Source organism: Ureaplasma urealyticum serovar 8 str. ATCC 27618 (assembly GCF_000169535.1).
GTDB lineage: Bacteria > Bacillota_I > Bacilli_A > Mycoplasmatales > Mycoplasmoidaceae > Ureaplasma > Ureaplasma urealyticum.
In genome coordinates this window covers 655,972-673,454 of sequence record NZ_AAYN02000002.1, presented here as the reverse complement: position 1 = coordinate 673,454, position 17,483 = coordinate 655,972, and the positions used below count along the sequence as shown (strand labels likewise).

Annotated in this window: 1 protein-coding gene; it reads left to right on the top strand. The window is 24.4% G+C overall.

The genetic code is table 4. From position 1 onward, the window contains the following. Nucleotides 1–9 precede the first annotated feature (9 nt). Entirely contained in the window at nucleotides 10–17,415 is a 17,406-nt protein-coding gene (locus tag UUR8_RS02700; protein ID WP_004025914.1) for a DUF1410 domain-containing protein, read from the top strand. Nucleotides 17,416–17,483 lie beyond the last annotated feature (68 nt).

Genomic DNA, 17,483 nt, shown 5'->3' with positions numbered 1-17,483 from the left:
AGTGATTATATGAACAATAAAGATAAAAAGCGTAATGCTAAAATAGCTACAGGACTTACAATTAGTGCGTTAGTTTGGGCTGGTGTTATTACAGGAATTGTATTGCGCTCAGCAAATAAGCATTCTAGTCAATATTTTGATAAATATTATGAGTATACAAAAGATGGTAATTTAATCATTAAGGTTCGATTATTTGCAAAAGATAGCGATTCTAACCAAAAAATTTATGCAATTTTTAAAGATAAAATTGGTAAAGAAAAGCTAATTTTAGTTACAAAAGATAAACAAATTGGTTTAATTGATACATCAAATTTAGATTCTAATAATTCTTGAACGCTAGATCGAATTGCCAATGAAAAAGGCGACATACTAATAAGTAACGATCAATTAGTGTGACAACAAAAAATTATTGTTAATCGTCCTAATATTTTCTATTCTGGTATTGATAAAAATGCTGATAAATTTTTTCAAATTAAATTGAATCATGAACTAAATAGCAAATGATTAGTTGCCCACTTTGTTAATCAAAATAATGCTGAATATGCGTTTGATGTTCAAGTTGATAAAGAAGGAAATGTAATAGTTGATACTAAAAAATTACCTTTAGGAAATTTTTATAAATTAAATAGTTTAACTTTAAAAGAAGATAGTAAAAACACGAAAGTTGTAAATTTAGAAGAAATTGACCCTTCTATTCGAAGTGTTGATAAAACACGTAGTTTTGACGAAGAGGGAAACGTAATTGTTAATGTTCGTGTTTCACGAAATTTGGCCAATAAAACAATCCAAAGCTTATTTGAAGATGAAAATCATCAAATACATACTTTAAAAGTGGTAGTTGATAAAAACGGACTTGCACGTTTACCTGTAAAAAAGATGGATAATCACCATCAATATAAGTTAATTAAAGTTACCGATGAAAATGACAACGATCTTTTAAAACCAAATAAACTATCTTTTGCTCATCAAAATATCATTTATAATCCAATAAAAACAAAAATTGAAGTTGATGAAAATAACTCACAAAAATTATTTCATATTCAAGTTGATCCAAGTTTACAAAATCAATCATTAACAATCACCTTCAAGAATGAAAATCATGAAAAAACAAAACTTTTGGCCAAAGTTAATAGTGATGGTGAAATTGTTATTGATTTAAATGAATTAAAAGATGGGCATTTATACAAGTTAGATGATATTGGTATTAGTAACACTTCACCAAATAAACGTGTTGCTAACCTAAAGCAAGTATATGAAAGTGCTAAAACAATTAATAAATTAAATACTAGCCACTTAAATAATCCATACAATTATGACAAAAATGGTAATTTAATTTTCAATGCTAAAGTAGACCCAGAACAGTTTGCAAATGACCAAGTTGAAGCTGTTTTTGTTGATGAAAATAATACTGAACATAAAGTGTTAACAAACGTTGACTCTAATGGTAAAATTCTAATTAATACTTCTGACTTAAATCAAAATCACACATACCAACTAAAAGAAATTGTTAATTTAGAAGAGCCTAAGACTAGTGTTTTAAATAATTATGAGCTTGCAAGTAATCAAAAACAAAAATTTAGTAAACCAGCTGCAAACGTTAAAGCTTTAGAAGATAAGAATTTTAAGATTAAACTTTTAAATCCTGATCTAGCTAATCAGTCTATTGTTGTAACTTTTGAGGATGAAAATCACCAACTTTATCAATTAAATGCAAAATTAAATGATCAGCAAGAGGTAATTTTAAAAACTAAAGATGATCAACTACTACCAAATAACCATACTTATACGTTAACTAAAATTACGAATACTAACAATCAAGCGATTGTTAACGTTAATGATTTAGATAAAAAAGATAAATTACTAGAGAAAATTGATGTAAATAAATTACAACAATTAAATGCTTACAATTATGATGATCTAGGAAATTTGATTGTTGATATTCATAATAATCAAAAAGTTTTAATTGATCATGAATATGATGCGCATTTCATTGATGAAAACAATAAAGATCATTTTATTCCTACCAAGATTGATTTAAACACAAATAAAATTAGTATTAATACGAAACATTTATATAAAGATCATCATTATCATTTATCAAATATTGTTGATAAAAAAGATCATAAACAAATTTTATTAGATAATGATAAAATTAACGCTTTAAGTAAAATAAGTATTATTAAACCACTTGCAATTATTAAACAAGATAAAAATAAAAATCTAAATTTACAAAGTTTTGATAAAAATTTAATTAATCGTCAATTACATGCAACTTTTGTTGATGAAAATCAAAAAGAATATCATGTTAAAGCACAAAGTATTGTTGATTCATTAGGTCGAGTTCAATTCATAACTAGCGATGAAGTTTTACCAAATCATCACAAATATCAACTAACTGCTATTAATTATAATAATCAAAAAGTTATTAATGTAAATGATTTAGATCAAAAACAAATTATTATTAATAAATTAAATGTTGGTAAAATCGATAATAATCAACTAGTTTTTGATGTACCAAATAATGTAGAAGAAGGCGAAGATGTTTTTGTTAACTATCATGATTCTGATGGCAATGTAATTAAAATACCAGCAATTGTTAATAATCATCAAGTACAAGTGGATTTAACAAACAATCCTCAGTTGGTAAAAGATAAAATTTATCATTTTGATTCACTTACTATTGAAGATGAATATCACGTTCCTAAAGAGACAGTTATTAGTTCAGACGATGTAAATAATCTAATTAAAACACTAAATAACACAGTCGATTCAGGCCGCAAAATTATTGCTAAAAATCCAAAAGTTATCCAAAATAAACCAACAATTTTAAGTTTAACAATTAATGATTTTAATAAATTAGTTTCTGATAAATGGTTAAAATTAACTATAGCTTTAAAAAATGATCCAACACACACTGTTAGTGCTTATGGCTTAATTGATTATAAAAATGACACTGTAATCTTTAATTTTAATCATTTAAAACCAAACACTTCTTACTACATTAAGGATTTAAGTTTTAGAAATAATGATTTAAATGTTATTGATATAAAAAAAGATGCATGTAGTGAAACTAAAATTAATATAATCAAAAATGAAATAATTGGTTATACATTTGTAATTTTATCTTCAAATACACTAGTTTTAGAAAACTACCATCAATATGAAACAAATCCATCAGATACTAAGTTAAATTTAAACATTAGTAAAACTGATAAAGAGCCTAAAACTGTCGTTTATCGTCTTTTAGATGTAGATAACAATCCTTTAGAACCAGATTTATTTGCAAAATTAGATTATGATGCAAATAATAAATTTTATAATGCACATTTGCAAAATCTAAAAGCTAATAGTAAATATTTAATTGTAGGTTTTAATGATCAAAACAATCAAAGAATTAATTACTCTACACCAATAAAAACACCTTTAATTTTTGGTACAACCCCTCACGCAGTAGCTGTTAATTTTGATGCAAATAATAATAAGCAAATTATTAAAGCTGAAGATGCACGATTAATTATTAATTTTGTAGATCAAGATCAAAAACTACAAGTTGGTAATTTAGTTGAATTGACTTATTTAAATAAAAATAATCACCAAGTTTATAAAACTGTTGGATATGTAAAAAATATAGATACAGTTAATAAAAGTGGTGAATTGGAATTTGAACTTAATAATTTAATTTCTAATAATGACTATGAATTATTGGAATTAAATGCTTTAAGCGTACAAAATGATGCTTATCAAAAAGTTATATTTGATCGTTTTGATCAAAATCATAATCAGTTTACTACAAAACTAATCGGAACATACATTGAATCAATTAACTCTAATGATATTATTAAAAAGAATGAGAACAAATTAGATGTTAACGTTAAAATTTCATTTTCACAAAAAGATAAAACTTTAAATAATGCTTGAGCTCAACTAGTTTACATCAGTAAAGATAACGAAGTTTGTTTATCACAACCATTAAAACTAAATGTTAATAATAGCAACTATACTTTTACGTTACTAGATAACAATTCATTTGGTTTTTTACGTAATCGAGTTTATAAATTTGTTAAATTAGTTTATGCACAAGATAAAAATGATTTACAAAGCACAAATGCTATTATAAAAAATAGCATCGATTTAAGTCATGGTTTTAAAACAGAACCAACAGGAAGTATTAGTTTAAAAAATAACGATTTAAAAGTAATTAAACGTAGTTATGATAATATTAAATTACAAATTCCATTAGTTGATAATGATCATGTATTAATTGATAATGATGGTAGTTCATTTGTTGTGAAGGTTAGCGATCTAAATGATCCTAACAATATTTTTGATGGCGATAATCAAAAAATAGTTATTGATCAAAATGGAAATCGAAGCTTAGAATTTGATGTTCCTAATACATTATTGAATCATAAATATCATATCAATAGTATTACATTAACTAATAAGCCAATCAATGCTGCTTTTGATCAAAATGAAAATCACCAAAAACTTTATGAATTAAACAACTCTCAGTCTAAATTAAGCGAATTTGGTAATGAATTACTAGTAAATGCTTACAATTATGAACCAGCTATAACAAATACAAAAACTAATACTTTAAATTATAAAATTAAACTAACTCTTAAACGTTCTTCTACTTTAATGAATGATCAATATTTAAAATTAAAGTATGTTGATAATAATGGTGAAATTATTTGATCTAATCCTGTATCAATTAATAGTGATAATAACGAATATGAGTTGAATTTGCCACATGAAAAGACGTTAAAATCAAATCGTATTTACAAATTTGATGGTTTATATTACTTTAAAAATACAAATGATACAACAACATCATTAGCTAATAAAGTTAATATGAATAAAATAGTACCTGCAGATATTCAAACAGCTTCAAGAGTAAGTCTTGATGCACAAAAAGTTATTATTAATAATATTACGCCTGCTAGTGCTGATTTACTTCTACCATTAGTATCAAATGATGATGTCTTTAGTGAAGATCAAGTTGTTAATATTACGATTGGTAATAAAGAAAATAATAAAAACGATCAAGAATTTATTACAAATTTAGAATATGACGCTTCAACAAAAACTTGAATGGCAAAGATTCATGCATCTAATTTAAGTCAAGAAGTTAATTATCATATCAAATCATTTAAATTTAAACAAAAACCCATATTAGGTGCGTTTAATGTAAATGATAGTAATGATAATCATGTTTTAATTGATGATTCAAAAACACCAAGTTTTAGCACACCAAAGGCAAGTTTTGATTTGGTTAGTGTTATTGCTAATGATGTAATTGATTCTAATGTAAACACAAATAATGTTAATGTTGTTATTAATAATGATGGAACAAGTTTAAACAATTGCAAGGCTAAAGTTGTCTATAGCGATGGCAAACATGAATACATATCAGATAATTATGTTGTTTTAAATTTTGGCATTAATGAATACAGCTTCCATTTAAATAATTTAAAACACAATCGTGTTTATACATTTAAAAAACTAATTTATACTCAAGCGGGACAAGACAACTATCAATTTAGTTTTTTAAATACAAAAAAAGTTCAAAATATTTTTAAAACAGCATCAATTAATAAGTCGTTAGTAGTAAGTGATCAACTAATTAGAAAACCCGATTCAAATTCAAATAAAATTAATTTAAATCTTAAACTAAATGATCCAAACGATTTTTTAGAACAAGATAGTATTTTAGAAATTACATTTCATGACGAAAAAGATCACAAATCTCATCATGTTATTGGGAAAGTTAATGTTGATGCAAATAATAAAAAAACCCTTGAATTTAGTGTAGAAAATACTGACACATTTAAAATTCAAACAAATCATAAATATGTTATTGATAATATTAGCTATGCAACAAACAATCATGTTCAACCTGCTCATCCTTTTGATAGCACTAATAAAAATAGAATTTATGACGCCAATCAAAACCCAAATAAAACATTAAGTTTTATAAATGAATTGATTATTAACAATATCAAAGTTAATAAACCTAACGAAAATTTAGATCCAAGTGCAAGTCTTGATGTTGAACTAAAATGTAGTGAAAACTTATTGAAAGATAAGTATTTACGTGCATTATATATTGACAATAACCATCAAAAAGTTTGAAGTGATTATGTTAGTGTTAATGATGCTAATTTAGAAAGTATTAACTTTAATTTTAATCATCTAACACCAAATCGTAAATTAAATTTCGCTGGTATTTACTATTTTGATAATCAAAATCAAAATAACGATGAAAGTCAAGGTAAGAAAATTGTATTGAAACAAGAAACAAACAATTACGATTTTAATACACCAGTTTCAAACACAAAATTATTAGATTTTAAAGCTACTAATATTGATGAAGATCGATTTAATTATGACTTTAGTGTTAATGATGATGATCGTACTTTAGAAGCTGAAATGCCTGTTGAGTTGTATTTTGAAGATTTAACAGATAAAAATCAACCAATTGTAAAAGTACAAGCAAAATTAACTAAAAAAGATGAACGTAGTTTTAGTGCTCATGGACTGGTTGATAATTTATTAGCTACTCATTCATACCGTTTAGTAAAAATTAATTTAAAACAAAAACCAAGATTAGCTAACTTAAACATTAATAATAGTGATAATAATGAAATCATTTTAAATAGTGTTGTTGATAATCAAAAAATTATTCAAACTTTAGCAGTATCAATTGTTAATAAAATTAATAATTTAGAAACTAGTTATACAAAAAATGCTAATGGAACATATGATGTTAAATTTAATATTAACATTATTAAAAATAATAATAAAATTAACAATAAATATGTTAAATTGGTGTTTGAAGATAATGAACATCAACTAATAAGTACGAATGGTGTTTTAGTTAATAACCAAACTCAAGAATCAAAAATAGATTTAGAAAATTTTAGTTTCAATGATTTAAAACCAAATAAAATTTATCGTTTACAAAAAGTTGTTTATAGTAATAAGCAAGATTTTGATGCCATTAATGAAATTAAAAACACTTTAGTTTTAAATGCTTCTTTAGCTAATACAAGTTTTAGTACAATACCATCAAAAATTAAAGTTAGAAAAAACAATATTGATGTATGACAAAATGAAGCCTCAATCAACTTAATTTTAGATGATGTAGATGATCAACTACATAGCGGGGATGAAATTAGTATTAACTATCGCGTTAAAGGAACGCAAAACATTCTTTCAAACACAATTTTAATTAGTGATTCAAATAAAAAAAATATAAATTGCAGGGCAACTAATTTAGTTGCAGGCGTTAATTATGAAATTGTTAGTGTAACAATTAAAAGTCAAAAAAATAAAAATACTTGTCCTGTTATTTTTGAATTACCATCAGATGTAATTGATTTTTATACACTTGCACCTTTTTTCAAAATAAATAACATGTCAATAACTCCTGTTTATTATGAAAATAAAAATACTGCGGATTTAAAAATAAGTTTATGATTTAAAAGTGTTGGTGCTTCTTTAATCAATAAAGATATTAAATTTATTTTTAAACGTAAGCACGATGGAAAAGAAATTTCATTTATTAATAAAATTACTTCAGATAAAGAAGATGTAAAATACGAATGAGAATTTAAAGACCTTTTACGAAATCGTGAATATACTTTAGAACGTGTGGTTTATCTTAAAGATAAAGATTTTAGTCATAATGATGTTAGCGAAAAAGATTATACTAATGTTTTAATAAATGATAGTTCTAATACTTTAACTTTTAAACTATTACCAACTAAACCATTATCTATAATCGGTGCACCAATTAAAGAAATTAGTGATAATGGTGCAAAAGTACAACTTAAATTTGCAATTGAAGATCATGACGATATTTTAAAAAATGGTCAAACATTTAAATTTAATATTCAACCAAACGAAAATAATGGCGCTAGTTTAAGTGAAATTAGTGAACATGATGGTAAAATTGAAATTGTTGATGGTCAAAAATTCTTTGTAATTAACGTAGATAACATTAAAGTTAATAAAGAATACAAAGTTTATAAAATTTATTTTGATGAAAATCAAGATGTTGGAAATGGTGTTTATAAAATTAACTTTAAAAATGATTATAAAGAACCAAATAATGTTGTTTATGATGCAAGTGTTAACACTACTCAAACATATGTATTTACAAACAAGTTTGCCATCGAAAGTTTTAGTAATAATTTAAGTGATGTTAATGTAACAGAAAAACAAAATATTAGTATTAATTTAGATTCGCGTTCTGAAACAATCAAAGGATATCATTTTAAAGCAAAATATATTAGCAATGACAATCGTGTAGTGTGAACAAACACAATTCCATCACCAACTAATTCAACAAGCAATAAGAACAATATTCCATTAACTTTTGAATTAGATAAAAATCAACTTATTCCTAATCGTTTATATACTTTTGCAGGTTTATATTATTCAAAAGATGCTAATGTTGATGAAAAACACGCAAATATGGTGGTCATTAAAAATTCTGTAAATCCACAAACAATAAGTACCAAATTATCAAGTACATACATTAGTTTAAAAACACAAAAGGCTGATGAAAACAGAATTGATTTAAGTTTATTATTACATTCAAATGACCAAATTTTTGAAGATAAAAATAGTCAACAAACAATAGCTAAAATTAGTATAGATGAACTTGATGTACATGATCAAATAGTTGGTTCATCAACACATGATTATGATTTGACATTACAAAAAGAAGGTAATGAATGATTATTAAAAACACAATTATTTGATTTAAAACCAAATACTAAATATCGTGTAAAAAAAGTTTGATTTACTAATAAACCATCAGAAAATATTTATACGAATATTAATAAAGATAATATTATCTACCCAATTAATGAACATAAAGAAAATATTGATTTAAAAACTTTAAATAAATCAACTTTAAATAGTGTTAAACCAACAAAAGTGAACTTTGATAAAAATGATTTAATTAAATTAACTATTAACTTCAACAAGACTGGTTCTAGCTTGGAAAATAAGTATGCAAAATTGGTTTATAAAAATAATGCAAATCAAGAAATTGAATCAAATGCCGTATTATTAAACTGGGATGTAACTACAAAACAATTTGATAAAGAATTTAGTTTTAATAATAATCAAACAGGTTTGGTTGCTAATCGTGATTTTGAATTTGTTAAATTAGTAATTAGTGATTATGCAGATTTTAAAAATGCTAAAGAACTTGAGTTAACTTCTAATTTTAATAAAGAACAAGCTAAATTTAGTATTAATCCTACTCCTATTATTATTAATAATGTTGTTCAAACAACAGAAAACACATATGATCAAATTCATTTGTCATTTGATTATGATGATCAAGATCACAATTTAGTTGATAATAGTCAAATTACTATTACATATCGTAAAAAAGGCGATCAAAATTGAATAACATCTAAGAGTGATGAAGTAAGTGTTAAAAACGGCAAGATTAATGTGGCACTAAATGATTTAACACCAAATACAACTTATGAAATTGGGGTTATTAGCACAACGCATATTAATTCTCCTAATACAAAAATATCACCAATTCAATATAATGATGTTGCTAAAAAGCAATTAGAAAAAATAAATTTAACAACCAAAGTTGCTAATAATTTTATTACAAATATTAAAATTAATAAAAATCCTGTGTTAGTAAATGGTGTATATGAATGTGCTAAGGATCAAGATGTTAACTTTAGTGTTGATCTACACAAAGAAGGTAATGAACTTGATGGTTATGATATCTATGTTAAATTTGTAGATAAAACAGATCCTAACAAACCAATTATTGAAGTTAAAAGCACTAATGCCATTACTCAAAATCAAAACCAAATATACCAATTTCAATTATTAAAATCACAAATTACACCTAATCATAAATATGAATTAAGTGAAATTTGTGCGATTAGAAATAAGGGTGCAAGTGATGAGTATAAAAAGGATTTAAATAAAGATAATTTATCACTTATTTTAGGATTAGCACCAACTAAGATGGATGTACAAAAACCAACAATTAGTGTTGTAAGTATTGAAAACACTAATAAAGTTAGTGCACATGTTAAATATATAATTAATGATCATGATGGTATTTTAAATGCAACTGATTGTCAAAAAGAATTATTAAATATTAAATATGCTTTATTTAATGAGACACAAAATCCACATTCAATTATTAATGTTCCTATTAAATATGATCAACAAACTAAACAATTTTACTGTGAATTTAATATTAATAATTTAACTTTAAATCAAAATTATGGAATTTTTGAAATTAGTTTTGCTAATAAACCAACTCATGCAGCATTCGCTAAAATCAATGATACTAATAAACCATTAGCACTTTTAAATACTAATAATCAAGATGAAAATCAAAAAATTAATTTAAGTTGTGAAGTTAATAAAATTGAAATTAAAGAGCAAAATATTAACTATGATCAAAATACAAAGATTAGTTGACCAATTCAATTAAGTTCTAATTTATTAAATAATAAATATGTTCGTATCAAATATAGTGTAAGTGGTCATAAGTTCAAACAAACAGATCAATTTACTAATGCTTTTAAAATTGTTAATAATAAAGTTAATGTAGAAATTAATCATGATAAGTTAATTGCTAATAAAACTTATGAAATTGAAGGAATTTATTTCTCAGATCAAAGTAATGATTTTGCATGCACAAATGCAAATCAAATAAAAATTAATTCATCAATTGTTAACAAAAAAGTAGTTGTAAATCCATCAACAACAGCAATTAACAATCATCAAATATCAAATATTACTTCAACATCAGCTACTGTTAATTGTTCTGTAAATACAAATGATGGTAATATTTTTGAACCAAGTTCACAAATTATTGGTTATTTTGCTAAGAGTGATAATTTAACTAAAACATTTGCAGTTAATGCAGTTATTACAAAAACTAACAACCAAACAAGTATTAATTTCACATTAAATAATTTAGAACCAAATACAAAATATACATTAGTAAATGTTCAATTTAAGCAACAACCAAATAGTGCTTATTTAAATATTAACAACGATCGTGATAATAAATTCTATAGTCATAGTGAAACAAATAAAATTGATTTTACAACATCTAGTCCTATTCTTGAAATTAACACTATTAAAGCTACAAAGAATGTATATGGATCAAACAAAGAAGAAATTAATATCAATGCTAACTTCAACAAGATCGATTCTTATTTAAATGCTAAAAAGTTAAAATTAATTTATCAAACACAAAATAATGGTGAAGTTTTTGAAACTAAAGCAGTTTCAATTAATTCAAGCAATCATAACTATACATTTAGTTTCGATAAAAATGCATCAAATAAAATTATTGGAAACCGCGAATATACTTTAGCTAAGATTTTATATTTAAACGAACATAATCAATGATGCGAATTAAATAAAAATAATGTTAATGATCAATTTAGTATTGAACCTACACCAATTAGTATTGCAAACATCGTTGAAGATGACTCTAAACGATCAAAAGATGTTATTAACTTTAGAATTTATTTTAAAGATTTAAATGAAGATAAGGTCTTTAATGAAAATGATGAAGTTAATGTTAAATTAGTTTATCCAAATACAAATAATGAACGAGCATCTCATAATTGACAAATTCATTTTGATCAACAAAAAAATAAGTGATATACTGATATTTCATTAGGTGTTGGTACTTTATCTAATCAAGAATTTGAAGTTGCATCTGTTTCAATCAAACAAAAACCAAATAAAGCTAAATTTAATATTCATAAAACAAATAGTGGTTATGATAATTATATTTACGATAAAAATGTTAATAATAAAAATTATGCTGTTGGTAATGTATTTAGTGTTAATAAGATTGATATTACTCATCCTTCAACTGAAACTAACAACAACGTTACAGTTCGTGTTAAAATGAAAAATAACATGAAGAGTGCATTTAAAGGTAAATATTTAGCTTTAAGATACAAACGAAAAGACAATAATGAGTTTATTTGGGCTTCTACAAAAATTAAAATTGATGAGAATATTCATGATGACTTAGAGTTTGACTTTACAAACTTAACTAAAAATCGTATATATGATTTTGATGGTGCTTACTGTGTTGATGATCAAAATAAACCAATCTTTAATACAAACACTATAGCAAATTTAAATAAACCTCAAATTAAAGTTTTAACAAATACAGTTAATAATGTAAGTTATGTTGATGCAAATGATAAGATCAGTAATCTTGGTGCTAAAACAGCTAAATTAAAATTAATGTTTAAGGATCCTGATCATATTTTTAAAATTGGTGATCAGCTAAATCTTGTTTTTAATACACAATCAAACCCAACAAGTGTAAAACAAAAAAATGTGCTTGCTAGTGTTAAAGAAGTTAAAAATGATCAAGTGATTTTAAATGATGTAGATTTAATACAATTAAATGAAAATACTGATTATGAATTAAAAGAAATTAATATAAGTTCAGAAGCTTGAAAACAAAAAGAAAATTTTGTTGCTCAAAAACCACATTTTACAATTAATAATGTACACTTTAAAACATTAAAACACTTATTTATTAATAAAATTGAAATTAGTAAAAAAGCTCAAGAAAATAGTTATACACTAAAATTAAGTTTAGATGGCGATTCTTCACAATTTAAAGAAAAAGGTTTTTTACGATTATTATTAGTAAATAACAAAAACGAAGAGTTATTTTATACAAAATTATATAGTATATTAGAAAACCAAAATGCTAGTGTTAAAGATTTGATTTTTGATGTTGATAATTTAACATGAGGTATGCAATATACTATTAAATGAGTAGGTGTATCAAATACTAATACTAATGACAATACAGAGTTTAAAAAACATAAATTAGAAAAAGGTTATTTAACTAAAAAACAAGATAATTTAGATAACTTTACAGTTCGTGCAAGTAAACCTTTAAAAATTAAGCAAGTAAATGTTAGTGAAATCAAAGCACATCATGCAAAACTAAATCTAAAACTTGAAGACCAAGATAGTGTTTTAAAAAATCTAAATTATGAGCTTGAATTACGTTTTGGACCAAAAAATAATCAATCATCTAATTCATGAATTACTAAAAAACTAAAAACTAAAATAGTAAATAATGAAATTGTTTTAGATGAAATTGTTTTTGATAACTTAACTGAAGATATGCAATATGAACTAAAAGATGCTAAATTAATATTTACTAAAGAAGAATTAGAGAAATTTAATAAAGTAACAGCAGTTAATAATTTAAATGTTGATTTTGATCAAATAGTGTTTAAAACAATGAAAAGTGCTTATGTTGAAACTGCAACGATTAATTTTGTAAATAATACTCCAAACGCTACAATTGATCTTAAACTAAATGGGGATTTAAGTGTATTTAGTAAAAGTCAATATATTCGTTTTGAGTGAAAATTAAATAATAGTGATCCAAATACTAAACCACTTTATTACACTATTCCAATATCTTCATTAGATCTTAATAATTTAAATTGAAAAAAAGATTTTGGTAATGATTTATTATGAAATTCATCTTATACATTACGTATTGGGTATGGGGATGATAATAAAGCTATTGATGATAGTAAATGAACATGATTAGCATTAGAAAAAACTGCTAAAGGAAATATTAAAACACCAAATGCTCAACGTATTAGTATTAATCAAATGCAAACTCCAACTAATTATTCACTATTAACACAAGAAGTTAATGAAAATGGAAATAAAGTTAAAAAAGCATTAGGGGCTTTAGACTTATGTTTTGAGTTGAATGATCCAAGTAATATATTAACTAACCAAGATCAATTTAGTATTAAATACGCAATGTTAAATAATCTAAAACAAAGCGTTTCAGCTAGAGCACATGTTGAAATTAAAGAAAATAAAAAAATAGTTAAATTTCATATTAGTGGAATTGATCTAAATCAAGATTATAAAGTTTGTGAACTAATGTTGTTAACAAAACCAGCTAGAATGGGTGAAGACATCAATAATAATGATAAAAACAACTATTCATTTATTTATCAAAATTCAACAAATGATGATAATCAATATAAATTTAAAATTCTATTAGAAAATAATGATTTGTCAACTAAGGAACGTCCATCAAAAACAGGTGATGTTGTTAATAATAAAGGTAAGGTTGATATTACAATTACACAAGCTCCAAAATTATTAGCTAATAAATGAATTAGTGCAGCATATGTTGATAATAATGGGGAAACAAAATGAACTAAACCCCGTTTAATAACAACTAATGATAATAATCAAATTCTTTATCAAGCTGAGATTGATAATTTAACTACAAATCGTTATTATAATTTAAATGGTTTATATTTTGGAAATCAACAAAGTGATTTTGAACAAGGTAATGCTACATATTTACTAAGTTTATACCCAGCAAATTTATTAGTGCCAACCGATGGTGTACGAATTCAAAATATTAAAACACCAGCTACAACTGATGCTGCAACAGTTTGATTTCAATTAGAATCAAAAGATCAAGTATTTGATAAACAAGTATTACATATTCAAATTACACCATCTAATCAAAATATTCCAGTATTTGAACGTACATGCCCATTAATTGTAAATTCTAATGGTGCAAATGCACTTTTATCTTTAAATAATTTAGAGCCTAATATTGAATATAAAATTACTAAAATGTGATTTGAGCAAAAACCAACTAAGGCCTATGCTAATTTAAATTCAAAAGCTAATAATAATGTAATTTATGAAAATACTAATGGTAACACACAACCTAATATTTCATTCAAAACTAAAACTGTTGAACCAAAAATTATTAGTTTAGTTAAAAAAGATCAAACTAATGATGGTATAAGTTTTGATTTAAAATTACAGCATGATGGAACTTATATTGGTAAACCATTCAGATTAGTTTATGAATCTTCAAAAAGAACAAGTGATAAGTGAGATGAAAAGAATAATAATTGAAAAATTAATGATAAACATAATTATTGAAAATCTAATGGTAGACTAATATATTCTGAACCAATAAATTTTAAAGCAGGTCAAAAAGATTATTTAGTTCAAATCATTAAAGATCATAATCAAGATTTTAAGGGTAATCGTGAATATAAAATATTAGGAATTGAATGAGCAGATCCTAGTTTTTCTCAAGATAAACACCTTAAAAAACTAATATCTAAAGATACTGATAGTGAACCATTCAAAAATGTAAATAATAATGCACTATCATTTAGCACTAACGCAACAACAATTAAATGATATGTTGCAACCCCTAAGATTGTTTATAATAAAAATCATGAAAAAATGACATTTCAAATTCGATATGACGATCCAGATGACAGTTTATTTATGGGGCAAAGAATAGGTATAGAAAAAATTTTAATGCCAAATAAAAGAAAACAAATACCTTTGAACCCTCCATTAGTTGGTATGGTTGATAACAAGAAAAAAATCATTGAATTTAATATTTATAATAATAATGATTATTTTAAACCAGGTAATTTATATCAACTTATTAGCATTGATTTAGTTTATGAGCCTGAGGCACTATCCCATAAGGATTTAAATAAATTAATGTATGAAAATCCACAAACAAAAATGTATAAGAATAAAGTAACTTTTGAATTAGACAATAGTCAATACTCAAGTATTAAAATTGAAGAAAATCAAAATCCTTATGAAGTGAAAAGTGTTAAAAATAAATTAGATAATAAAAATCTAACACTAAAATCAACTGTGACATTTAATAATAAAGATGAACATCTTTATAATAAATACATGTTTGCTTTATTTACTAACACTAAAACAAATGCGGAAGTTTGATCTAAACCAATTCAATTAAATGTTAATAATTATTCAAAATTAGAATTTGATTTACCTAATAATGGGGCTTTAGAAGAAAATAGTGAATATCAATTTTTAGGTGTTTATTATAATGAAAAGCAAACTCATCCAAATAAAAATGAGATTGAAAAGCAAATTTATATGATTGATAATCTCAAAATAATTAATATGATTGATAATGACATAACAAAAACTATTAAAACAGGTATTCATATTGATGTTAATGAAGTGCAAAATCTTGCGCAATTTAAAGATGGAATTTCAAAACAATTTAAATTAGTTGGAAAAAATAATAGTACAGTTTTAAACCAAATTTTAAATGGTGATTTTTCTATAAATATTGAATACAAACCCAAAGATCAACCTGATAATGAAGCTGGTTTTAATACTGGAGCATGTAAATTATTTAAGAAAAATAATAATGATCCATTTTGATATTTCAATGCAGATTTTAACAATTTAAATTTTAATCAAGATTATTATATTAAAAGTATTTCATTTGTTAATAAAGGTATTAATAGAATTATTGGATCAATAAATAATGATGATAATCAAATTATTTACACAACTAAAAATTATAATTCATCAAAATACCACATTAAAACCGTGGGGGCTCAAATTGAATTTGATCAAACTACAGTTGTTAAAAACGATATTGTCTTTACAAAAGGTGATTCTGGTGGTTACCCAGCATCAGTGGTTAATTTTAAATTAAAAGGTAAAGAAGCAAATACTTTTGTTGAAGGACAAACTTATAATGTAGTTTTATCAACATGAGATGATCCATTTAATACACGTGATTATGAAAATAAGATTGATAATAATCTAAACTATGATATTAAAAAAGATTACGTGATTGTTTCAATTGTTGCACATAATAATTGTTTAGAATTTAAAAATATTCAATTAATTCCAAACCAAAATTATAATATAGTTAAAGTCTTACACTATCAAGCATCAAATACAATTTCAGCTAAAGATATGGGCTATAGTTTAAAAAATGCATTTAGTACCAAATCAGTTGATTGAAAAGTATGAAAATTTGGTCATGGAAGAAATAACTTTACTTGAAGATATCAAGTTGCTTTATCCCTTAAAGGACCATTTACAGGTTTTGGTGGTTATCGTGAAACAATCTTTGATTTAGGATTAGCTAAATCACTTGGTGTTTATGCTCGAATTTATGAACATAATACAAATAAATTAGCTTTAAAAGGTCAAGATATTGATGACTTTGTAGCTGGTGATGATACTTCATTACTAACAGATTTTGAAAGGGCTTCACGAGCAACAAGTGCTAACGTGTTATCAACAAGTTGTAAATTAGCAAATTACCTTCGAAGAAATTCAGATAGTTTAAAAAATACAATTGATATTGGTAAAGTATGATATGAACCACGAATTGATCCAAACCTTCCAAATAGTTCAAACGCTACATATTATTCAGGAGAACCAAAAACATCAATCTTTAAAATTGATGATCAACACAAACACTACACTGATAGTTTTGGTACAACGAATAATGACGCTATGGATACAAATAACGAGAACCAATTTTAATTACATTTAAATACCAATTGATTAACAATGAAAAAGCTTTTTAGTAAACAAACATTACTAAAAAGCTT